Here is a 23,235-nt window from a genome sequence, read left to right as displayed (position 1 = left end):
CTAAACAAATCATGGTTTTTGAACAATATCTCGAACAAAAAAATATAGATTCTGAAAAGTTTTTATGGGAAAATCCCGAAAACTTCCAAGAACTAAAAGTCATATTCAATCAAGTTAGTCCCGAGAGCTTTACAGCTCAAAAGAAATTTTTGATTAATAAACTTCGTCGTAAATATCAATTAAAGGTTTACTAACCCTCTTATGCAACCCCAATAAGCCATTTAAAAATTGGTTTATTCATTTGCACTTCACAAAGCAAACTATGAATGTAAAAATTGCAGAATCATGGAAAGCTCGTCTAACCGATGAGTTTGAAAAAACGTATTTTACTAATTTGGTGGAATTTGTCAAAAACGAATACACAAACAATACCGTTTACCCGCCAGGAAAATTGATTTTCAATGCCTTTGATAAATGCTCATTTGACGATACAAAAGTTGTCATTTTGGGGCAAGACCCCTATCACGGAGTCAATCAAGCTAATGGATTATCATTTTCGGTAAATGACGGAGTGGCTTCTCCTCCATCACTTAAAAATATATTCAAAGAAATCAGAGACGACTTGGATATTCCTGTACCCGAATCAGGGAATTTAGAGCGTTGGGCAAATCAAGGCGTTTTACTACTCAATTCTACCCTAACAGTTCGGGTAAGCGAAGCAGGTTCGCATCAAAAAAAAGGTTGGGAAACATTTACAGATTCCGTAATAAAGTGTATTTCTGAACAAAAACAAGATGTTGTTTTTCTGCTTTGGGGAAAATATGCTCAGGATAAAGGAGCAGTAATTGATGGAACAAAACACTTAATTTTGAAAGCAAAACACCCATCTCCAATGGCAGCAAATTATGGTGGTTGGTTTGGCACTAAACATTTTTCACAAACAAACGACTACCTAACAAGCAAAGGTTTAAAGCCCATTGAATGGTAGTTTCTTAAATTATTAAAATGAAAAAACTCATTTTCGTCTCTTTTTGTCTATTACTAAGTTACATTTCGACAGCCCAAAAATTCATTTCAGAAATACAAGCATTTGAAAAAGAAGATTCAATTGCGATGCCTAAAAGCAATGAAATTCTATTAGTCGGAAGTTCTTCATTCAGAATTTGGAAAGAATTTAAAGAAGATTTAGTTGGTTTTCCTGTTACAAATCGAGGTTTTGGAGGCTCACAAATGAGCGATGTCATCTTTTACTTTGATAGAATTGTCTCAAAATATCAACCAAAACTCATCTTGGTTTATGAAGGAGATAATGACCTGAATGCAGGAAAAAGTCCTGAAACTGTTTTTAACGATTATAAAATTTTTACTCAATTGGCAAAAGAAAAACTTCCTCAAACAAAGGTGATTTTTCTATCTGTTCGTCCGAGTTTAGCTCGTATAAAATTAAAAAATGAACAAACCGCTTTTAACAAATCTCTCAAGAAATATTGCAAGCAAAACAAACGTTTTTACTACATAGACATCCAAAAGGAATTTTACTTACCCAATGGAGAATTGATGACAGATATTTTTCTGGACGACAAGCTTCATTTGAATAAAAAAGGCTACGAAATTTGGACGAAAACCATCAGAAAAGTCTTAAAAAAGCATTACCAATAAGTCTTTATCGAAATCAATTGTATTTGCATGATTTTTGAGTGAGATAATCCATAATTTCAATAAACGAAACGACGATAAGAACGATGAAACGACTCATAATTATCCTTGCATTTTTTATCAGTTTTCAATCATTTTCACAAGCTGTGACGATAAATGGAAGTGTAGAAAATGCTCAGGGTGACACCTTAACTTTAGTTTTTGACCCATTACTTTTGGGTATAAAACCACAAATTCAAGAACATATATTTACATCTGGAAAGGATTTTAAATTTGGGATTGACATTGAAACAAAGGGTATCGTCGAACTCCGTTTCAAACAACAACAAATCATTCTTTTTTTGGGTAAAGGCGACAATCTCAACCTTACTTTCGATGGAAAAGAATTACACAAATCACTAATCATTAAAGGAAATAGAGAAGTTGAGAATACTTTTTTAGAAAAATTTTATCAAAAATTCAAGACTGATTTTAGCTCACAAATCATGTTTGCAAAAATTGTAGACAAACCCATCGACGTATTGGAAATGGGACTTTTTGATGCAAAAAAGGCTCAATCAGATTTTTACAAAACTTATCCAGACCAAGTCACTTTTTCAGAAGAATTCAAGAAATATCTTGAAAATCAAATCCGTTGGAATTATTGGTACTATGTTTTGGCTTATCCAGTGGTGAGGGGTAATGCAAATACGGGACAAACACAGGTTATTTCACTTCCTTCCCCCGTTTTAGAAGGGTTGGATGACAAAAAAATTCAGGATGAATCGGCTCTAATTTCGTCTGCATATCGTAATTTCTTGATTTATTATGTTACTTATTTTAATTCAAAAGAGCATAATTTTACAAAATATTCTGACATGAACAAAGCGATGGAAGATAAGCATCGTTTTGCACGTGAACATTTACCTGTTAAAACATATCAATATTATTTGGCGTATCTTCTTGAAAATCAGTGCTTATTATGTTTACCTTCAACGGTACGAAATACGTTTGCCGCATTAAATATTACGCCCAATTCTGACAAGTACGCCAATTTAGTAAAAGAGAAATGTGGAGAGTTAATGACTAAAAAAGATGAAGAAATTGCTAAGAAAAAAGATGATGGCAAAAAGTGGTTTAAGGCACTCACTACCACAGGCGACACACTTTCATTGGCAGATTTGAAAGGAAAAGTTGTTTATTTAGACTTTTGGGCTTCTTGGTGTGGACCTTGCCGTAAAGAGTTTCCGTATTCAAGATTACTCCATGACAAGCTGACCGAAAAGCAAAAAAAGCAAATTGTGTTTCTATACATTTCAATTGATGAAGTAGCTGAAAACTGGAAAAAAGCTATGATTGATATGAAATTAGACAATGGGACTAATATTCATTCTGTGGGTGGTTGGGATTCTAACGCAGCAAAATTCTTTCGTTTACAATCAATCCCGAGATATATGTTGATGAATAAAAAGGGCGAAATCACCGACCCAAATGCCAAAAGACCAAGTGACCCTGAAATTTTGAAAGATATTCTAAAGTTGTTGGAAGAGAAGTAATTTTGAGTGGGTTTAGGATTTAGTTGTTCGGAACTATCTATAATTTGTCACAGAATAAAATTAGACCACAGATTGTACTGATTCAACGGATTTACACGGATAAATTTAAAGAAAAATCAGTGTAAATCTGTTTTATCTGTTCTATCCGTGGTCTAATTTTGTCTTGCGACAAATTGTAGATAATTCCGTAGTTGTTAGTATTAAATTCACTAACAACTAAATCATTACCTAATCTAGTTCTTCTAAAAGGCTAACAAAATGAACATAGTTTCCTTTATATTTTTTGTGAACTTCATCGTGTAAATCATCCAAATAATCGTTTTCAAATACTTCAAATCCTTCGATACTATCAAATTTGTATTGAACAGAAAACGTTGTTCCTCCATTATCTAATTCCGTCAAAAGTCGCATAATTTTCTGGGTTTTAGGAAACCCTGTCTTCATTACGTTCGGAATGTGAACAGTTCTCATCCAAGTCAAAAACTCTTCTTCTAATTTAGTATCAATATTGTATGTAATGTTGTGTATCAGCATTGTTTGATAGTTATAAATAAAAAATCCACTACTTACAAAGGTAGTGGATTTCGTTGAAACCTATTTGATATTATGGCTTACTGGTTTGCTAATTTTCGTATTTCATCAAACTTAGTACAATTCGTTACGCAGTCTCCATTGCTATTTAATACAAATTTATTTCCCGAAGAATCTAATAATTCAAACTGTTTTGTAGCAGGAAGAATATTTACTTCCGAAAAGAAACAAGGTGCAATTTTAGCATTGAAACGGTTGATAACTCCTAATTTTCCTTGTCCTCTTGAAACGATAGATAACCCATTATTAAAAGGACGAACTTCGTCATAATCAAATGCGACTTGCACTTTTCCTTTTTTATCAATAAAACCGTATTTATTGTTGTCGTATTTTACACCATAAAGTCCTTCAGTGGTTACCATGATGTCTTTATAAGTCGGTTTGGCAATTATTTTTCCTGTGGTATCAATCAACCCCCATTTACCGTCTTTCATCACTGGAAACAACAAATTGGCATCGTATCTCTTAATTGACAAATAGCTCTGAGTAGTAATTCTTTTCAAACCGTTGCGTTCAACCAAGTTATATTCAACGGGCATATCATCACCATTTTTAAGTGGATTCAAGGTTTTGATAGCAATAAAACTTCCATTAAAAAGCGTATCGGTTGTAGCATATTTTATCCCAATTGGTGCGGCTTCATTTGTTTTTCCGATAACCAAATTACCGTTTTTGTCATAAATAACATCTACACGGCAGTTACCCGCAGGCAAACTACAATTTTTAACATTTTCTTTAGCCACTACTAATCCAAATCTATTAAAACCCGCTACTTCATCAAAAGCAATTGGGATAATCTCTGTGCCATCATATTTGATATAACCACATTTGGTTGCCCCATTAAGATTTGTTTTGCAGGCTGAAACTAATCCGTACTGATTAAAATTACCCAAGGTACTGTAAACAGGCTCAATGACAACTTTCAAATCAAGATTGATGAAGCCTACATATTTTCCATCTTTTACCTGAGCCAAACCATATTTGTTAAAATCACTGATGGCAGAATAGGTTTTGCTGGTTCTTAAATCTTTAAAGTCGATGAGACGAATACCTGCTTCATCACGAGCGATTCCTAAAGTGCTATTATTAGAAATTGTAGGGTCAATACTAATATTTACTATGGATTCAAATGAAGGTTTAATTTTGATATTCCCTTCCGTATCCATCAAACCAACTTTTTTATTTTGCTCAATAATCATCCACTTACCTTGTTCGGCAGTGGCGTTGATGTCATCGTAAATCGCATCTATTTTGGTAGAACCATCTATTTTAATTAAACCGTAGTTCTTACCTACTTTTACTCTAAATAATTCATTATTGAAAGTTACTATTTCATCAAAATAATCAGAAAGTGGTTTTTTACTAATGTCATAATTATTGTCAATCAAAGCATACTTGCCATTTTTAAATTTGGCAACATTCACTCCCATTCTCAAAGCTTTGGCATCAACAATATTTTCAAGTCCTTCACTTTCATTACCATAAACATCTACAAAATACCAGTCAAATTTCTTAACTAAAGCTTTTCCATCATTGAATGGCTCAGCTTTTTCGTATTGACATGGAATTGTTTCATCACCACAGTAATTCAAAAAACCAAAAACTTGGTCTTTTTTGATTCTGGCAAAACCTTGATGATAGTTTTCGACCAAACCATATCTTGAATTTCCTTTAAAAGATTCGAGTGGGAAACCGATAATTTCTTCACCATCCAAATCTTTCATTTTAATAAATCTTCCATCATTTTTATTGCTAAAACATTGGGCAGAAATAACACTTGAGTGTCGTTTTTTAATTTCACTTTTTTGGTCGATTTGAAAAATATCACGAATATTATCCGTTTCAATTGAACGAACATCTCCTTTATATTTTTTGTCTAACCGAGCTAAATAAGTTGCAAAAATTTCGCTATTCAAATTTCGTTCATTTCCACCTGCATCAGCCAATAGCGTATTTTTACTACCACGGTCAAGCCCTTCAAGGTCTTTTTTTAAGTTTATGATGGCATATTGACGTGCCGCACTAACAGATTCAACCTGTTCAGTAGCGTGCATATCACCAATAAAAACGCCTGATGAATCTCTCTTTGCGGAGGCTAAAAGTGTGCCTTGTTGGGCGGTTAGGCAATGAGAAGTAATGATTGAAAAGAGAAGACAGTATATTTTTTTCATTTGAGTTAGTGAATATTATCTTAAAATGCGGGTCAGGTTTCGGTTAAAAAACAATTACTAAATTAACTTTTTTATTAGTCAATGTCAAATGTTAGCCAAGTTTTAACTCAATTTTAACGAGATAGAGATTAAATAAGGCAGGAATGAGTATCAAACATCTGAATACCAATTGATTACTAAATGTTTATTGAGCAAAGTCTTAAAATACAATCTTCTGAACCGTTTGTGTTAAATACGAAAATATTATTTCAAGGTAGAAATTTTCAGTTTTGTTCCCCACAAGGTAAGAAAGATAACGGAGAGAAAATAGATAAGATTACGAGAATCAATTAATCCTTTTCCTAAAGCATTATACTGATAATCGAGTCCAAATTGATTGAATAGATACCCAAAACTACCCATAAAAGGAAGTTGGGCAAATTGTCCTATTCCATAATAAAGAATTAGGCAAACCACAAAAGAAAGTACAAAAGCAGTTACTTGATTATCGGTCAATGAAGACATTAATACGCCAATTGCTGCAAATACACAACCTAAAAGGAATAACCCCAAATATGAGCTAAAAACTGCCGCAGAGTCTATATTACCTTGAGGATTTCCTAATTGATATACCGAATAATAGTAAAGTAATGTTGGCAATAATGAGAGGAACACCAGAAAACAACTGGTAAAATACTTACCCAATACAATTTCCCATTTGGATAATGGTTTGGTAAAAAGTAACTCAATCGTCCCAGATTTTACTTCTTCCGAGAAAGCCCTCATGGTAATGGCTGGAATTAAAAACAAGAAAATGAAAGGGGAAATCTGAAAGAATAGACTCATATCAGCATAACCAAAATCAAGGATATTATCTTTAAAAAACCACGTAAAAAGCCCCGTAGCCGTCAAAAATACACCAATAACGATATAGCCAATAAGAGAATTGAGGAATGAATTGAGTTCTTTTTTAAAAATTTGCAGCATTGGGTTAAGTATCTATTTTTAAGTTTAAGAATAAGTTTATTCAAAAACTGATTTATCTTTTTTAAGTATAGCGGCAATAATTAGTGATAAAATAAAACCAATAAATATCATTCCGATTAAGCTAAATACAAACAATACACCTGGACTCATAAACATTTTTGAATATTCCATAGCTTGTTCAATTTGGTCATCAGGCATTCCTTTTTTTTCCATTTCCTCTACTGCCTTCTTCATCATCTGCTCGGTGATGGTTGGGTCAATAAACTTCATATACGCAAAAGAGAAAAAGCCAGAAATCAAACCAACAATGGCACACTTCAATGTACCTAAGCCAAGTCCTTGCCCATAAGACATATAGCCTTGATTTTCCTTCTTAAAATCATTCATCGCTAAGTAAATACCGACTGCTATTATTACATAAACGACATAACCCAGTGCTTGATTGCCTATTTGCCCAGAAACCATAATAGCAGTGCTATATAAAATGCTGATAACACCAATAATTACGCCCCATTTTAAGGCTGTACGAGTTGTAGTAGTTTGATTTTCCATAGTTTTTTTTAGTTTAATAATGATATTTAATTGACATAACCTCTTCTAAAATAGAGTGAAATCATGATTGAAATTAATACACCCAAAGGAAATTTGCCTTTCAGTCCTACGACTTCATCAAAAGCAATATTTTTGGGGGATAAAATTCTAAAAGCATCAATCAATTCTTTAAAAGAAGCCTCTCCCATTTCTTTTACATAACCTGCTTTCACAGTTGCAATCTGAAGTGTTTGAATACTTTCGGAAATATAAGTAGAAAGAATAGAACTTCCACTACCGCTCAACCAAAAATACAGGGCAATAGCACTCACTAAAGCTCCAATCAAATTAGTAAGATTAGCCACTACAAGCCCTTCCCAAAAATGGAGTGTATGGTCAGGATTAACTTTACGGTAACTTTTAACTGATAAAATCATACAAACCATACTTAAAAGTATAGTTGGAGCTTTTTTTCCATCCAAAGGAACAGCACCATTAGCATACAAAACATAACAGTAAATCATGGTTAATAAACCTGCCAAAAAACCATAAAGCACTACATTCTTCAATAATGACTTATTAAACATATTATTTGTGATTAGAAATCTACCTCCATACTAAGCAATCACTCTGATTACTTTTCCTTTCAATGTTTTCCCGATAAATGGAGAATTTCTTGATTTTGAAACTATCTTTTTCTCTTCATAAACCCAAGTTTTGTTGGGAGCAAAAACCGTTAAATTTGCTTTTTCCCCTTCCTTAATGGTTGGATTTGTTAATCTTAATATCCTGCGTGGATTATCGGTGATTTTCTCAATAATTTCCTCCAACGAAAGTTTTTCATTATTGGTATTGATAGATGAAAAAACTGTTTCTAAGCCAATTACCCCAAATTCAGCCATGTCAAATTCTAATTTTTTAGATTCTTCGTCATGCGGATTATGGTCAGAAACAATCACATCAATTGTTCCATCTGCCAAACCTTCCCAAAGAGCATCCACGTCTTCTTGCGTTCTAAACGGAGGATTTACTTTGAGATTGGTATCAAAATCAACCAAATCATTTTCGGTAAAACATAGTTGATGAGCCGCCACATCACATGAAATTGGCAAGCCCATATCTTTTCCCATTCTGATAAAATTGATAGTTTGAGCTGATGATATACAAGAAAAATGCAAAATACTTTCATCAGTAAAACCCTGACTAAAAGGCGTTTGCATCACATATTCCAGAATTTTGAGGTCACGCATCAACATAATTTCCTCTGCCATTTGGGGCATTCCTTTCATTCCCAAAAAGGTACTTACCGTTCCATCGTGCATTTGTCCGAAATGCGTTAAATGAGTATCTTCTGGATGATTGATTAATAAACCGCCAAATTGAGTAAGATACTGCAAACTTTTCAAGAAAATATCAGGATTTTGGATAGGATGCTCACCGTCAGTAAAGGCTACTGCTCCTGCTTCATGAAGGTCAATCATCTCGGTAAAATCTTTTCCTTCGCACTTCAAAGTTACGGCTGCCATTGGGTGAAATTTAACTTTCACACCTGAGCGTTTTAAATAATTAACACTTTCACGAGTTTGTACAACTGGCTGAGTATTAGGCAATAAAGCAATTTCAGAAAATCCGCCAGCTAAAGCAGTTTCCTCCATCGACTCCAAGCTTTCTTTATATTCATGTCCAGGTTCTTTGGCGTGTACACGCATATCAAACCAACCAACAGAAACACAAATATCTTCACCTTCAATAATATCATCTACTTCCATATCGACAAAGTCACCGATTTGGCTAATAATGCCATTTTCGATAAAAATATCTTTAGTCTGACCATGAAATTCAGAAGATTTGCAAATAATTTTAGCGGAACGAATAAGGGTTTTCATCTTTTTTCAGGTATTAGGTTTTGGGTTTTAGGGTTTAGTAAGTGAACTGGAAACACTTGCTGAAAACTTACTAATTCCTTAAACATAAGCCATTTTTCAATTTATTCGAGAATTACATTCTTGTTTTATTCACTAAAACCTAATGACTATTCCCTATAACCTATCTATGTTTATCAAAAAAAAGCCCTGATTGTCAGGGCTTTATAAGAATATCTAAATAATATTAATGTCCAGTATGGGCTTTATAAGTATCAGCATCCATCAAAGACTCAACGTCTGCAATGTCTGAAACTTTTATTTTCACCATCCAACCTTCTCCAAAAGGGTCAGAATTCACTAATTCTGGTTGGTCAGCCAAAACAGCATTTACTTCTAAAATTTCACCTGCAATTGGTAAAAACAAATCAGAAACTGTTTTTACGGCTTCAACTGAACCAAAAATTTCGTCTTGGGCTAAAGTTTGTCCTACTGTCTCGATTTCTACGTAAACGATGTCACCTAATTCGCTTTGAGCAAAATCTGTGATACCAACCGTAGCGATATCTCCTTCTAATTTAACCCACTCATGTTCTTTTGTGTAACGAAGCTCTGCTGGAAAATTCATTGTCTTTATTGTAATTTAATGTTTAGTATATGAAGCGAAAAGTGAGAAAGTTAATATCAAAAATCATACGACTTCTCATTAACAAATCCCAAATCGTTTCAGCATAATAATCTGTTGCTGATTTCGGGTGCAATTTAAGACAATTTTTTCAAAAGATATTAGCTTTAAGCATCCAGACTTATCCTTTTTATAATTTTCTTGTTTTTAATGGTTAATTTTCATTTCATAAAACAAAAAAAGTCGTTCTTTACGATGAACGACTCCTTCTGAAACACTAAAATTCAAATTCTTATTCTGATAAACTAAATCTTACTTGTACACCTGCTTGGTCGGTTGAACGATAGTACAAATTTGATACAAACGGATTATTAAAGTTCTTATCGTAATATGCAGTAACACTTAATTTTTTATTGACATTATAACTTGCTTGCGGACGAAATTGGAATTGCGTAAAACCTTGCGTCACCACTGGAACATCATCTAATTTACGTTGAATCGTTCTGGTATCTCTGATGGTCAATCTTGCTTCAAATTTTAAATCATTTTGCAATCTTACCCGCTTTCCTCCTACTTTGAAAGGCAACAACATATTGGCTTTTGTAAAGCCCATTCCCACCATTAAATCTTTATTACTCAATTCATTTACGTAATTACTCGCTAAATTCAAGCCAATATTACGGTCTTGACTATAACTTAGTTGTAATGAAATTTTACTTTTTGTAGTAGCATTTATACCAATTAGTGGTGAAAATTTCTCTTGGAATGTAATCACACTCATGGCATAAACAGGAGACAAATATTCATCGCCTACTTGATTTTCATACGTTTTATCATCCAAACGAACAATTTGTCCTTTACTCAAATAAGCGGTATTGTACATCATATTATCTAAAGTTAGCAGCGATACATCTCTATAACCCAAATTCGAGATAAAGTTTCCTACGCTATACGTTGATGAATATGAATGTTGGATTGAAATATTTGAGAATTTCCGTTTGAACCAACCAATATTAGACAAACCATTGTAATCTACACGCCAATTGGGAAGCGGAATATTTACAAATGGAGAGAAACTAACTTTATCGGGTGATAGTCCACTATAAGCAGCAAAAAATGCTGGAATAAGTACATCTTGTGAGTTTTTATTGTAAACTCCCTCTAAACCTTCCGCTGCATTTTTAGCATTTAATCTTGCTAAAATAATTTCTCGATAACCTCTAAAACGATTAAAAATTACAGAATTATCATCAGGCGAATTACTATCAAATGCCGTCAGGAACGACAAAAACGACATACTGTAATTTCCAGAACGCACAGGGTTATAATTCTTAAATCCTGTACCCAAACTATCCATGCGGTAATTTTCTTGATAATTATCTGTTCTACTCCATTTTCCTTCCAACTGAATTTTAAAATCTCTGAAAGGTTCAATCGCAGTTCGATACGTTAAGTTTTGAGTACGCATTTGTAAAAACGGTACATTTTGCGTTCTACTTTGGGTTAACCAACCATTTTCAGAAGCTCTAAAACGGATATTAGGGTCTTGGCTACCCGTAATAAATGCAAAACCTGGAGCCGAATTTACACTATTCATTCCCAAAATCCCTGGCGTTGGAATGAAACCAGGTAAAGACGTTGATTCATCAATGGTATAATTTACTTGAATACCTCTAATTGCCATTAACAAACGAGTAACACTGCGTAAAAAATTAGGTTGTGGTTTAATAATATCTTCGTCATCTCCTGGATTTCGAGCGATATTCTTTCTTGAAACACGTGGCTGATTCGCTAAGCGTAAGGCTCTAACACGATTGTAAAGTGCCACTAAATCTATCTTTCCATTGATACCTCTACTTCTTGTATTCTTGATAATATTTCCAAATAAGAAACCGTCATCGTCCTTAATTTCATACGAATTGGCAAAATAAGTATAACCAAATCGGTGACTATAATCGGCTGTCATCCAATCCGTTAATGGTGATTTATTCAAAGGCAAACGCCAAACACCATTTACTTGTTGGTCAAAACCTTTAGTACGACCAAAACGGCGTAAATTCCTCAAAACAGAATCTTGCTTTCCTGTCGTATTTAACTCTCCGTAAGGTTCATCAATAATGGCATTTACGTTAGCAGTATAACCAACCACAACGCTTTTAGTAAGATTCCAATTGAGATTGTACGCACGATTAAACAACCAATATTTTTCAAAAAGAGGAGGCACACCTTCGGTAGTTAATTTGGGTGTACCTACGCCCAAATTCTGCGTAGTTGAAGCGTTACGAAGTTGCGTTTTCACAAAACTTCTATCCATATCAGCTCTAAATGTCACTGAATTTGGCAATAAAGTAAGGTTAAATTCCTTTACCCAACGCATCAAAGGGTGATTAGATTTTATTTTCTTGAACGGTTCAAGTGGTTGTGGATTTCCTGTAAAGGCATACGTTAAACCACCTTTATATTGTGTTTGTCGGTATTCGTCAATGAGTGTATTACGTCTGGTCAGTTCAGAAAAAGCATACGTTAAAGTCAAATTTTCAACATCCCAAGGATGAGATTTGGTATTCTGCCCCGTTTTTACTTTTCTAACATTCGTTAAATTAATCCCTTTTCTTTCTGTATTATCTTGTACACTTTGTTTGTAGGCTTCACGCTCATTTGGGTCTTTGATATTCTCCAAAGAACTTTCTAAGGGAATATCTGGGTCAAGTGGGTTAAATTGTGGAGCAATATTCTTTTTGTCATAGGTTACATAAAGCGGAATTTTAATACCCCATTTTTCAGGTAATAATTTATCGACATTCACATTGGCTGCAATTCCATATTCAAGGGTTGTTTCTCTGGCACGGTCAGAAATCTTGGACTGAACACCACCAAAACCATAATTTTTGAATGAACCGTTAACCGTTACACTCGCAAAGTCCGCTAATTTTAAGCCTAATTTTCCAATGGCAGCTTGTCCAGAAGTTTGGTCAAAACCTGAGGCTCTTAATTCATTTACCCAAATACAAAAACTTCTATCTTGACCATCTGATGAAATAGGATTTCGTACCCCAATCATGGTTGTCAAAACGGTACTTAAATCTGGACGACCAACGACAGTAATGGTGTATGTTCTTCCTTCATAAGTTCTTGTTCTACTAAATCCTTCCGTAATTTTAGAATTAGCACTGTCTCTTGATAATTTAACACTCTTTAAAAGTGCAAAAGGAATATCAATTTCATTAGCAGTTTTCCAAACGCTTTCTGGTGTTTGCGTTGCACCGTAATCTGTTCTTTCTAAGCCTTGTGTTTCAATTTCGTAATAGTTATCCGTTAAGTCAGACCCAAAACGTACAAATGCTTTTACTTGTTTATCAATTCCTGCTGGGCCGTTCAAACTGATAAACATTTTCAAGTTTTTATAATTGATAAAATCTGAAAGTGTATTTTTAAAAGCCGCTCTTGAGTCTCCATCACGTAGATTTTCAACGCAAAGGCTCATTGATTGTTCATTGAGTTGTGCGTTATTAATAGTTGTAATATCTCGGTCACGCTCAAAACCAGGAGGCACAACATAAGCAACTGATTCATTGGCTTTTGAACCACCTTGAACTGCTCCATTTTCTTCAATATTTACCGCTGTAACTCTAAATTTCGCATCATAAGGCTCAGGAACATCCTGTAATCCACGTGGAGTAAGTTCCCCTGTAAATTTACGATATTGAAAACCTGCCAATTGAAAAGCGGCAAAACGACAAACCACTGGTGCTTCCCAACCCGTTAAATAAGTACGAATAAAACGCATACTTTTTAAACCGTTGATACCACCCACAGCACGAGTCGGAGATTTTAAAGGGATTCTAAACAAAAACCATTCAACGCCATTTTCAACAATTTTATCAACGATATAATTTTGACCAACCTCTAATTTTCCAGGTTTTACATCAATTTCATATTCATAATAAGCTTCATTATCGTTGATAGTATTATCCTGATTCAAATCCTCACGGTCTGGTTGTTGATTATTAGCTTCTGTAAAACCAGAATTGGTATTGGCAGTTGCTGAATTTGTGGTTGGGGAGTTATTCTCCAAACCCATATAATTCTTGTATCGTTGCACAATACTTGAGGTATTATTGTATCTTTCATTCAAGTAATGTGTAAAATCATCACCTGCGGGGTCATTTCTGAAGTTTGTAAGGGCATCCGTATTTACAATTGCTCCGACTTTATCAAGGTATTCTTTAAAAATACTATTTTCGTTAAAGATTTCATTATTCTCCGATGAATTATTAGGCATACCGTCTAAACCAACATCTTGGGCAGTTCTATTTTCAGTATTTCCAGTTGTAAAAGCATTGGTTACAAATTGTTGCGTTGGGGCAATTCCCCAAATGGTTTTCTCAACATTTTGTCCTGTACCTGCCTCAATTTTTTGTCCTGCTGGAATACCATTTTCAAAGTTTGAAAAACCATCAGGAACAAAATCTTCGGAAACGTCACCAAGGTTAAAAATTAACTTTCCACCTGTCAAACTTCTTCTTTGACTATTAATTCTATCTTGTTCAAGATTTCCAGTTGCTCTTACAACGCCAGCTTCACCTGTAATTAATGGGTTCATCATCCAAAACTCTAAAGTTTCAATGTTAGCATTGTCAAAATCGGTATCAGAAGTAATGGCCCGAGTAATCGCTCCAAAATTTTGAGTTGGATTCTTGAGCGAACCATCTTGATTTAAGTCGGTATTAAAGTTATAAATACCTCTTTCATTAGGGAAATAAGCAAGGTCTAAAACGCCAATAGGAATACCTGTAATATTATTGGGCTGTGCTTTATTAGGAAATAAACTCGTTACCGAAACGGCACGTTCATAGGCATAACGTGAAGATTCTTCATAATTTACCCCTGAAACATTTAGGTCTGTTCCACCTTGTCCGTACAAACTAAAATCAGCTACATAAGTCGAAATCTTAGCTCTTTTAAAATGTCTTTCAAAACTATTTGGACTTCCTTGTGGAAAATTTTGTGGTGTTGCTCCAGGTTTCCAAGCCGTTGCCTGATTATTCAAGCTAAATATATTTCTTGCTGCTTCAAAATCATCAATAAAAGCATTGCCTTGCACATCATTATTTACCGCAGGAATTAATTGAGCGTATTCTCCTTGAAAATCAAATGCAGAAGTTTCCTTTGTAGAAATTAAAGGAAGTGCATCTATCATTCTTGTCAAGAAATTAGATTTTTGTTGAATGGCAGCATCAAAACCAAAAATGGTATTATTGACAGGTTCATTGCCCATTTGTACACGACGCAAAAAACCTGGAGGACTTTCACTCATGTGCTGAATGGTACCGCCCAAATGTAAGTTTTGCCCTACGGTATAATCAATATGAGCTCCTAAAAGTGTCCGAATTTGATTATTGAATAAATCAGGTTTTTCATAACAAACTTTAATTTCACGACTTGAATTTGAAATACCTGCATTTAAAATACGAACTCTACCCGATTGAGGTTCAACGATATAATCCGTTCCCGCAGCAAGTGGAACACCGCCAGCCGTCACCTGAACCGATTTAGCATCTACCCCAAAAGGTAATGAGACATCACCGCCAACTCCCGACTGAAAACTACCTTTCAAAAAGAATTTATCTTTACCTGTTAATTGTATAGCATCAGCTTTAGTTTGAGAATACAGTTTATCAAAAACGTATTTATCAACCATTGTAATTTCCTCTGGATTAAACTGTGCCTTCAATGACTGACCGAAGGGTTCAAGAACAGGGAAAATGATATTTCCATTCTTACTATCTACCGTTACACCCTCCACAAAGTCAAAATTACCATCTACTTGTGGGTCGTTATTTTGGTTCAATTTATCAAGCCCCATTACTCGTAACAAAGGCGTGTCTTTCAATTTCAGGTTTCTTTCTTTGTCAACAATTTTTTCCCCTTCCTGTAAATTTGGGTTATCAACGCCTGTTTGGTCATCTTTGTAGATTACTCTAAATTGAAAACCTTGACGAGTTAATTGTTGAGAATTTAATGAATACACGTTTTTCATCATCAAATTCCACATCGGATGGTCGAGGTTATTCCGAATAGTTGATGATTTTAACATTTTCAAAAACAGCACCTGATTATCAGCTAAGCCCTGATAATCTTCGGTTAATTCTCCAACTTGATGGCGTTGTCCATTCAAGGTATATTCATAAGCAACTGCCAATACTTCATCGTTTCGAAGTGGCGTTATCAATGAAATATATCCTAATTCTTGATGGAAACGATATTCTCTTTCAGTCAATTTTTTAGCTCCACGCAAAAGGTCATAATCAGTGCCTTTACGTAGTCCAAAATTACTTTCTAATCTAAAGGAGGTTTCGTTTACTTTTCGAAGTGTTACAGAATCAGCCCGAAGTTTTTGGAATAAATTATTATTTAAGTTATCGACAGGACTTGTAGCATTTTTTCCTCCTGATACTCTTACCTGCGTTCTATTGAATGGATTTCCTTCTCCTAAATCTGAAAAACCAACTAAATTCCTTAGTGATTCTGTACTTTGAGTACGGTTTGTCACATAAACTTCAAGGCGTGTAATGGTTACACCCGAAGTTATCATTGGTAAATTTCTTAATGAACGTTCGTAATTACTTCTGAAATATTGAGATAAGAAAAAGTGCTTGTTTTCATCGTAATTACTTCCTTTTATTTCAAAACCTTTGCCTTGCGAGCCTCCACGTAAAGTGATACAATCTTGTTTAGAACGTTGTTGAGCAGCAACCGCAGTAACGTCTAAATTTCCAAAACGCATGAGTGTTTTTACCCCAAATAGGTTTTGAACGCCAGGAATTAATTGGCTATTGAGTTGCCAAGAGGTATTTCCAACTTCTACATTTTGTAAAATATCTTCTTCATTAGTTCTCCAATTTAATTTTAGCTGATTCTGAAAATTAAAACTTGCTTTGGTATCAAAGTTTGTATTAAGGTTTAATTTATCACCAATTTTACCTTGAAAATTAATTTGTGCTTGTTCGTTAAAATTTAAGTTTCCGATATACCTCTGAGCAACTGGAAGGGCTGGATTATCAATAAATTGACCAATGTAACCAATATCTAAAAGGATATTTCCGTTGGGTTTAAAATCAATCTGCGTTCCTCCAAAAATTCGGTCGATGGCAGGTGGAAGTTCAATTTTGGGTAATAATCCACGTCCTTTGGTATCATCTTTTCCGTCTTGAGAAGCCGCATATTTTTTCCAATAATCACGCATGAAACGATTTTCTTGAAGATTATTATAATCTTCAATCGACATTCTTTCGGCGGGACGGTAATTATCATTTCCTGTCAAATCTTTCGCTTTTTCATAAACCGATATTTTTCCTGCCGAGTCTAATTTAAACTCAGTGCTAATACTTTTGGGGTCTTTGATAATGAAAGGGGACGAAGGAGTTTTTTCGGTAAAACGATTGGAATAGCGGTCTTTCAGCTTGAGTCTTGGTCGGCGACCCGATTTTTTAATAGTATCAGCTTTCAGCGAGCGGAAAAGTCTTTCAGTATTTAATTGTATGTTGTACCTAATGACAGCATCACGCAAAGGTGACACCCAAGCAAGCGATGCAAAAACTGAAAAAACGAGAAATCCAGAAAGTATGTAAAACTTTTTATGTTGCACAGTTTATAGCTTAGTAATTATTCAAACATCTTACAAATCAAGCAAGTGGAAAGGTATTGATGTGTTTGATGTTTTTGGATTGCTTAATGGTCTAAAAAAGAGGACAAAATCCTAATAAAGTAATTAAAATTGAAACGTCTAAAACCCTGCCAATATTATAAAACCCTTAGAATTTTGTTCTGAAAATGCAATTTAACGTAAAGCTAATTTAATCAATTGTTCTACGGTAACATCATCACCTTCTTTTTTGAGGATAGCTTCAATACTTTTTTCAGCCACATTTTTAGGAATACCAAGCGTTACTAAGGCAGCTAATGCTTCGTTTTTAACTTTTGAAGACGATAAACCAAAAATGGTTGGAGCAGAAGTTCCCAACATATTTTCCTTACGAAGTTTGTCTTTTAGCTCAATGATGGCTCTTTGGGCAGTTTTTGCTCCAATTCCTTTAATACTTTGAATGGTTTTTACGTCTTCGTGCATTAAAGCATGACGAATTTCTCCCGAAGACAAAGACGAAAGCATCACCAAAGCGGTACTTGGGCCTATGCCAGAAACACTGATTAAGTCCAAGAAAAGCGTTTTTTCGTCAGGTTCTTTAAACCCAAAGAGTGTATGGGCATCTTCACGAATACTAAGAAAGGTATAAAGCCGACAGCGTTCGGTGCCGTCTTGCAATGCAGAATAAGTTTGTAAAGAGATTTTCATTTCGTAACCTACGCCGTTTACATCAATAATGACATAAGCAGGGTCTTTGTAGGTTAATTTTCCGTCAATGTAGGCAATCATTATTTCTTTTTGTTGAGTGGATTTGTGAAAGATGATTGAAAGAATTGGGATTGAGCGAGTTTACAAACTACCTCTTACCAATCATTCAATCATCTTGCATAACTTACAAAAATAACGATTATAATGGAATATTGCCGTGTTTTTTTCTTGGTAAATTTGCCACTTTAGTTTCTAACATTTTGAAAGCACGTATTAATTTCTGGCGAGTTTCCGAAGGCTTTATCACTTCGTCGATATATCCACGATGAGCGGCACGGTATGGATTGGCAAATTTGTCGGTATATTCATCTACTTTTTCTTGTAGTTTTTCTTGTGGATTTTCTGCCTCAGCAATTTCACGTTTGAAAATAATTTCAGCCGCTCCTTTTGCTCCCATAACGGCAATTTCGGCAGAAGTCCAAGCGTAATTCATGTCTGCTCCAATGTGTTTTGAGTTCATCACGTCATACGCTCCACCGTAGGCTTTACGAGTAATTACGGTAATTCTTGGCACGGTTGCTTCGCAAAAAGCATACAATAATTTGGCACCATGCGTAATGATTCCGCCCCATTCTTGATTTGTTCCTGGCATAAATCCTGGTACATCTTCCAATACCAATAATGGTACATTGAAGCAGTCGCAGAAACGAACAAAACGAGCCGATTTCTGACTGGCGAGAATATCCAATACACCCGCCATCACCGCTGGCTGATTGGCAACAATACCGATGCTTCTACCACCCAAACGAGCAAAACCAACAATAATATTTTCAGCGTAATTTTTATGCACTTCAAAGAAAGAATCTGTATCGGTAATGATGTCGATAACTTCTTTCATATCATAAGGTTGATTTGGGTTTTCTGGAATAATAGAGTCCAAACTTGCTCTTATTTCATCGCTTGGTTCATAAGGAAGGAATGGTGGCTGGTCTTCACAGTTTTGGGGAATATATGACAATAACTTCTTGATGTCATTGATACAAGTAACTTCATTGGCACATGAAAAATGGGTTACGCCCGATTTCGTTGAGTGGGTAGAAGCACCCCCTAATTCTTCAGAAGTTACTATTTCGTGCGTAACTGTTTTTACGACGTTTGGACCAGTCACAAACATGTATGAAGTATTTTCAACCATCATGATAAAATCTGTAATGGCAGGCGAATACACCGCCCCACCTGCACATGGCCCCATGATAGCCGAAATCTGAGGAATTACTCCCGATGCTAACGTATTTTTATAGAAAATATCCGCATAACCTGCCAATGACGTGACACCTTCTTGAATTCTTGCACCACCAGAGTCATTCAAGCCAATTACAGGAGCTCCATTCTTCATGGCTAAATCCATGATTTTACAGATTTTTTCAGCGTGAGTTTCGGATAATGCTCCACCAAAAACCGTAAAATCTTGAGCAAATACATATACGATACGCCCATTGATTGTGCCGTAACCAGTCACTACGCCATCGCCTAAGTAATATTCTTTATCAAGACCAAAATCTTTACAACGGTGCATGACGAATTTTCCAATCTCTTCAAAACTTCCTTCATCCAACAATAGCGTAACACGCTCACGAGCAGTCAATTTACCTTTTTTGTGTTGAGCCTCAATTCTTTTTTCGCCTCCGCCTAACAACGCTTCATCATTTTTTTTATCTAAAATATCAAATTTGTCTTGATTGGTCTTTACGTTCATGGTTTTGTTTTATTGATATTGCGAATTTCATTCTATAACAAATCAAAGATATAATTGAACGATTGGAAAACGTGCAAAAATGATATAGATAATAAAGAATCACCAGTTATTATTTGTAGCTAATCTAAACCACCTTATTCGGATTCAAAATTCCTTTAGGGTCTAAGGTATTTTTGAGCATTCGCATTAAAGTTATTTCCTCCGCACTCCGACTTAAATGTAACCATGCTTTTTTCTCTAAACCAATCCCATGTTCGGCAGTAATTGAACCACCAATTGGTTGTAATGGCATAAAAACGATTTCTTCTACTTTGTGGCGTGTAGTTTCATCATCCTGTCCACAACTAACAAACAGGTGCAAATTACCGTCTCCCATGTGTCCAAAGGCATAAAAAGCTACATCATTCCAGACGGCTTTCAAATTGGTTTTAATTGTTTCAATGTAATTTTCCATTTCGGTAATGGGTAAACTTACATCAAACAAAAACACAGGATTATGGACTGAAAAAACAAATTCTACTTGCTCCCGAATACCCCAAAACCAATCTAATTCTTGTTGCGACTGAGCCAAAGCAGCATCGGCAATTAAACCATTTTCTAAACTTTGCTCAAGTAGGTTTTGAAACAAAGTTGTATCTGCTTCTGGCAATTGCCCCAAAGCTTCAATCAACACATAATAAGCATAATTCTGAGGAAGTGGAGCTGAAAAAGTTGAAGGAGACGAAGTCATTAATTGGTAGTAATCTTGCCAAATAATTTCGTAAGAAGTCAATGTATTTGCTAAAGTTCGTTTGGCAATATTTAGGAAATCAATGGCTTTATCAAAACTTTCCAGAGCCACCAAAGCCGTATTTCTACTTTGAGGGGCATCTTCTAATTTCAAGATTGCTTTTGTGATGATTCCTAATGTGCCTTCTGAACCAATGAAAAGATGTTTGAGGTCGTAACCTGCATTATTTTTCATCATTTTATTCATGGATGAAATGATAGTTCCATCTGCTAAAACAACTTCTAAACCCAATACCAATTGACGCATCACACCGTACCGTAAAGCCTGTAAACCTCCTGCATTACTTGAAATGTTTCCGCCTATCATGCAACTGCCTTTTGCACCTAAATCCAAAGGAAATAAAAGTCCTGCTTCGGCAACCGCTTTTTGTAAATCTTGCAAAATTACTCCCGCTTGCACTGTCACGGTTTTATTCCGAACGTCGATTTCTTCAATCATATTCATTCGTTCCAAAGTAATCGCAACATCATCCAAACTGGTTTTCACCCCTCCTACCACGTTTGTCAAGCCACCGTGTGGCACAACAGTCTGATTATTGGCAAAACAAATTTTCATAATTTCCGAAACCTCAACCGTACTTTTTGGTCTGGCTAATGCTTTACATTGGAGATTTGTACCTGCTCGCCACACACTGGCAGGACGCACAGAGGCTTCTCCATGCGTGAGAATAGTTTCTTTTCCAACAGAATTAATGAGTGTTTCTACAAGATTAGGATTGGTCATGATGGCTCTGATTTGTAGTAAGTATTTTACAAAACTAAGAGAAAATTAGATTTGGAGTTTACTCAATAAAAAACGTCGGTAAGAAATTATCTTACCGACGTTTGAATGAAGTTTAACTCTTAAATATTGTACGGATTGATAACCTGCAAATCAGAAATTTGCTCAAAATCCTTTGAGTTTCTTGTAATTAAAATTAAATCATTCACTAATGCAGTAGCAGCAATAATTGCATCAGGAAGTTGAGTTTTATATTGTTGTCTTAACCTGATAGTCTTAGCTATTATGTCTTCATCAATATGGTCAAAATTTGTTGCCATCTCAACAAATAACTCCAACGTTTCTTTCTCTTGTAAGGAAATTTTGGAACTCGCAAAAAGTTCAATTCGGGATATTACAGAATTTTTTGGTTCAATCCTGACTAACAAGTTTTTTGCATTAACGGGTAGTTTTGAAGTGCAGAAATCTATAACCGTGTTTGTGTCTAATAAATACATGAATTTTAGAATTGTTTATTTAGTCGTTCTTCCCAACTTTTACGTCCTTCTTCAACCTCTTTATTTAACTCGTCACCAGTTTCTATACTAATTCTCCCCCATAAATCAGCCATTGTTTTTTTAGGAGTAACTACTTTTTCTTCCATCACTTCATCAAGTGAGTAGAATAAGATTTCTATTTTTTTCCCGATATAGTTACTTGGAATAGCTAAATTATAACTATTATTTTGAGGTATTACGATTGTCTTAATCATGATATTTTGTTTATTTAATTCCTACACCTTCAACAAATAATCCGTCAATTTTGCTTCCAAATCATTTACAGACATATTTCTAAAAATACCGCCGTGATTGATGAATGAAATTTCTCCTTTTTCTTCCGAAACGACGATGATGGCTGCATCCGTTTGCTCACTCATACCAAATGCAGCACGGTGACGAAAACCTAAAGCAGGTGAAATTGTACCGCTTTCAGATACAGGTAACATACAACGTGCTGCTGCTAAACGACCGTCTTTTACGATAATTGCTCCGTCGTGAAGTGGTGTATTTTTATGAAAAATATTTAAAATCAGTCGTTTAGAAATTTCGGCATCAATAATATCTCCCGATTCAATAAACTTTTTCAAATCGTCTTCTCTTTCAATCACAATTAAAGCTCCTGTGTGTGATGTTGCCATAACCTTCGTTGCATCCAAAATAGACTGAATGGAAGTGATACTTTCTTTGGCAACTTTTGGTGTATAAAATTTCTTGAGAATAGCGTTTTCACGAATGGAAGTTGAGCGACCTAACATCATCAAAAAACGTCTAATTTCTTGTTGGAAAATAATCAATAATGCCAATACGCCCACATTCATAAATTGCCCTAAAATGGCTGATAACAATTCCATTCCTAAAGCTTTTGCCACTAAATAAACGGCATAAATAAATATGTAGCCAAAAAATACTTTGTTAGCTATACTCCCTTGAATGAGTTTATAAACTTGGTATAGTAGAAATGCTACCAATAAAATATCTAAAATGTCAATCCAATCAATTGTTAAAAATCCTATTTGCATAGTGGGTAGGACAGGTTTCCAACCTGTCAATGGAGCGAAGTAAACGTTTTATATTTTTAACATGTCCCGTCCTAAAATAGGTTGACTTTTTTGATTATTTGTAAACTTAGAAAAGTCCAAGTTGTTGTCCAAATTTTTGTTTGTTAATTGTTCTTTCATCGACGTAAATATTCATTTTAAC

18 protein-coding genes are annotated in these 23,235 nt (G+C 34.9%); 4 read left to right on the top strand and 14 right to left on the bottom strand.

Annotated elements, in window-relative coordinates; genetic code table 11:
- The first annotated feature begins 11 nt into the window (after nt 1–11).
- The 4 genes from VB796_RS15805 to VB796_RS15790 all read left to right on the top strand — a co-directional run bounded on the left by VB796_RS15805 (nt 12) and on the right by VB796_RS15790 (nt 3,131).
- Nucleotides 12–194: a hypothetical protein gene (locus tag VB796_RS15805; RefSeq protein ID WP_323347536.1), complete on the top strand. Its 183-nt coding sequence runs from the start codon at nt 12–14 to the stop codon at nt 192–194.
- Between the two features lie 68 nt (nt 195–262).
- Nucleotides 263–928 carry a uracil-DNA glycosylase gene (gene ung / locus VB796_RS15800; protein WP_323347535.1) on the top strand — a complete coding sequence of 222 codons (666 nt, stop codon included), beginning with the start codon at nt 263–265 and terminating at the stop codon, nt 926–928.
- 17 nt (nt 929–945) lie between these two features.
- On the top strand, nt 946–1,599 hold the full coding sequence (locus VB796_RS15795) for a GDSL-type esterase/lipase family protein (protein WP_323347534.1): 654 nt from the start codon (nt 946–948) through the stop codon (nt 1,597–1,599).
- Nucleotides 1,600–1,682: 83 nt separating this feature from the next.
- Nucleotides 1,683–3,131 (top strand): TlpA disulfide reductase family protein, encoded by a 1,449-nt coding sequence (locus VB796_RS15790; RefSeq protein ID WP_323347533.1) that lies wholly within the window; start codon nt 1,683–1,685, stop codon nt 3,129–3,131.
- 228 nt (nt 3,132–3,359) lie between these two features.
- Here VB796_RS15790 and VB796_RS15785 read toward each other — a convergent pair whose 3' ends face one another.
- The 14 genes from VB796_RS15785 to cdaA form a co-directional block, all read right to left on the bottom strand.
- Nucleotides 3,360–3,665 carry a DUF4286 family protein gene (locus VB796_RS15785; protein WP_323347532.1) on the bottom strand — a complete coding sequence of 102 codons (306 nt, stop codon included), beginning with the start codon at nt 3,663–3,665 and terminating at the stop codon, nt 3,360–3,362.
- Between the two features lie 77 nt (nt 3,666–3,742).
- On the bottom strand, nt 3,743–5,893 hold the full coding sequence (locus VB796_RS15780) for a WG repeat-containing protein (RefSeq protein WP_323347531.1): 2,151 nt from the start codon (nt 5,891–5,893) through the stop codon (nt 3,743–3,745).
- 243 nt (nt 5,894–6,136) lie between these two features.
- Complete coding sequence (gene gldF / locus VB796_RS15775) at nt 6,137–6,859, bottom strand: gliding motility-associated ABC transporter permease subunit GldF (RefSeq protein ID WP_323347530.1); 723 nt, start codon at nt 6,857–6,859, stop codon at nt 6,137–6,139.
- A 36-nt stretch (nt 6,860–6,895) separates the two neighbouring features.
- Nucleotides 6,896–7,411 carry a DUF4199 domain-containing protein gene (locus VB796_RS15770; protein WP_323347529.1) on the bottom strand — a complete coding sequence of 172 codons (516 nt, stop codon included), beginning with the start codon at nt 7,409–7,411 and terminating at the stop codon, nt 6,896–6,898.
- A 26-nt stretch (nt 7,412–7,437) separates the two neighbouring features.
- Nucleotides 7,438–7,977: a DUF4199 domain-containing protein gene (locus VB796_RS15765; RefSeq protein WP_323347528.1), complete on the bottom strand. Its 540-nt coding sequence runs from the start codon at nt 7,975–7,977 to the stop codon at nt 7,438–7,440.
- 30 nt (nt 7,978–8,007) lie between these two features.
- The gene (locus VB796_RS15760) at nt 8,008–9,276 is read right to left on the bottom strand and encodes a dihydroorotase (RefSeq protein ID WP_323347527.1); all 1,269 of its coding nucleotides are present in this window, start codon (nt 9,274–9,276) and stop codon (nt 8,008–8,010) included.
- A 223-nt stretch (nt 9,277–9,499) separates the two neighbouring features.
- Nucleotides 9,500–9,880 carry a glycine cleavage system protein GcvH gene (gcvH, locus tag VB796_RS15755; protein WP_323347526.1) on the bottom strand — a complete coding sequence of 127 codons (381 nt, stop codon included), beginning with the start codon at nt 9,878–9,880 and terminating at the stop codon, nt 9,500–9,502.
- A gap of 289 nt (nt 9,881–10,169) precedes the next feature.
- Nucleotides 10,170–17,525, bottom strand: coding sequence for a cell surface protein SprA (gene sprA / locus VB796_RS15750; RefSeq protein WP_323347525.1), 7,356 nt, complete (start codon nt 17,523–17,525; stop codon nt 10,170–10,172).
- Between the two features lie 192 nt (nt 17,526–17,717).
- Nucleotides 17,718–18,311: a Holliday junction branch migration protein RuvA gene (gene ruvA, locus VB796_RS15745; protein WP_323347524.1), complete on the bottom strand. Its 594-nt coding sequence runs from the start codon at nt 18,309–18,311 to the stop codon at nt 17,718–17,720.
- Nucleotides 18,312–18,429: 118 nt separating this feature from the next.
- Nucleotides 18,430–19,986: an acyl-CoA carboxylase subunit beta gene (locus VB796_RS15740; protein ID WP_323347523.1), complete on the bottom strand. Its 1,557-nt coding sequence runs from the start codon at nt 19,984–19,986 to the stop codon at nt 18,430–18,432.
- A gap of 124 nt (nt 19,987–20,110) precedes the next feature.
- Entirely contained in the window at nt 20,111–21,499 is a 1,389-nt protein-coding gene (locus VB796_RS15735) for an FAD-binding oxidoreductase (RefSeq protein WP_323347522.1), read from the bottom strand.
- 119 nt (nt 21,500–21,618) lie between these two features.
- Nucleotides 21,619–21,993, bottom strand: a complete 375-nt coding sequence (locus tag VB796_RS15730; RefSeq protein ID WP_323347521.1) for a type II toxin-antitoxin system VapC family toxin — start codon at nt 21,991–21,993, stop codon at nt 21,619–21,621.
- A 5-nt stretch (nt 21,994–21,998) separates the two neighbouring features.
- Nucleotides 21,999–22,247, bottom strand: a complete 249-nt coding sequence (locus tag VB796_RS15725) for a hypothetical protein (RefSeq protein ID WP_323347520.1) — start codon at nt 22,245–22,247, stop codon at nt 21,999–22,001.
- Between the two features lie 21 nt (nt 22,248–22,268).
- On the bottom strand, nt 22,269–23,054 hold the full coding sequence (cdaA, locus tag VB796_RS15720) for a diadenylate cyclase CdaA (RefSeq protein ID WP_323347519.1): 786 nt from the start codon (nt 23,052–23,054) through the stop codon (nt 22,269–22,271).
- Nucleotides 23,055–23,235 lie beyond the last annotated feature (181 nt).

The organism is Arcicella sp. LKC2W, assembly GCF_034931005.1.
GTDB lineage: Bacteria > Bacteroidota > Bacteroidia > Cytophagales > Spirosomataceae > Arcicella.
The sequence above is the reverse complement of the archived record's forward strand: the minus strand, read 5'-3'. Positions and strand labels throughout refer to the sequence as shown.

Coding starts and splice junctions, on each gene's coding strand:
- ung (WP_323347535.1), top strand. CDS start 263: ATGAATGTAAAAATTGCAGAATCATGGAAAGCTCGTCTAACCGATGAG.
- VB796_RS15770 (WP_323347529.1), bottom strand. CDS start 7,411: ATGGAAAATCAAACTACTACAACTCGTACAGCCTTAAAATGGGGCGTA.
- VB796_RS15790 (WP_323347533.1), top strand. CDS start 1,683: ATGAAACGACTCATAATTATCCTTGCATTTTTTATCAGTTTTCAATCA.
- ruvA (WP_323347524.1), bottom strand. CDS start 18,311: ATGATTGCCTACATTGACGGAAAATTAACCTACAAAGACCCTGCTTAT.
- gldF (WP_323347530.1), bottom strand. CDS start 6,859: ATGCTGCAAATTTTTAAAAAAGAACTCAATTCATTCCTCAATTCTCTT.
- gcvH (WP_323347526.1), bottom strand. CDS start 9,880: ATGAATTTTCCAGCAGAGCTTCGTTACACAAAAGAACATGAGTGGGTT.
- VB796_RS15780 (WP_323347531.1), bottom strand. CDS start 5,893: ATGAAAAAAATATACTGTCTTCTCTTTTCAATCATTACTTCTCATTGC.
- VB796_RS15795 (WP_323347534.1), top strand. CDS start 946: ATGAAAAAACTCATTTTCGTCTCTTTTTGTCTATTACTAAGTTACATT.
- VB796_RS15765 (WP_323347528.1), bottom strand. CDS start 7,977: ATGTTTAATAAGTCATTATTGAAGAATGTAGTGCTTTATGGTTTTTTG.
- VB796_RS15760 (WP_323347527.1), bottom strand. CDS start 9,276: ATGAAAACCCTTATTCGTTCCGCTAAAATTATTTGCAAATCTTCTGAA.
- VB796_RS15725 (WP_323347520.1), bottom strand. CDS start 22,247: ATGATTAAGACAATCGTAATACCTCAAAATAATAGTTATAATTTAGCT.
- VB796_RS15730 (WP_323347521.1), bottom strand. CDS start 21,993: ATGTATTTATTAGACACAAACACGGTTATAGATTTCTGCACTTCAAAA.
- cdaA (WP_323347519.1), bottom strand. CDS start 23,054: ATGCAAATAGGATTTTTAACAATTGATTGGATTGACATTTTAGATATT.
- VB796_RS15740 (WP_323347523.1), bottom strand. CDS start 19,986: ATGAACGTAAAGACCAATCAAGACAAATTTGATATTTTAGATAAAAAA.
- VB796_RS15805 (WP_323347536.1), top strand. CDS start 12: ATGGTTTTTGAACAATATCTCGAACAAAAAAATATAGATTCTGAAAAG.
- VB796_RS15785 (WP_323347532.1), bottom strand. CDS start 3,665: ATGCTGATACACAACATTACATACAATATTGATACTAAATTAGAAGAA.
- VB796_RS15735 (WP_323347522.1), bottom strand. CDS start 21,499: ATGACCAATCCTAATCTTGTAGAAACACTCATTAATTCTGTTGGAAAA.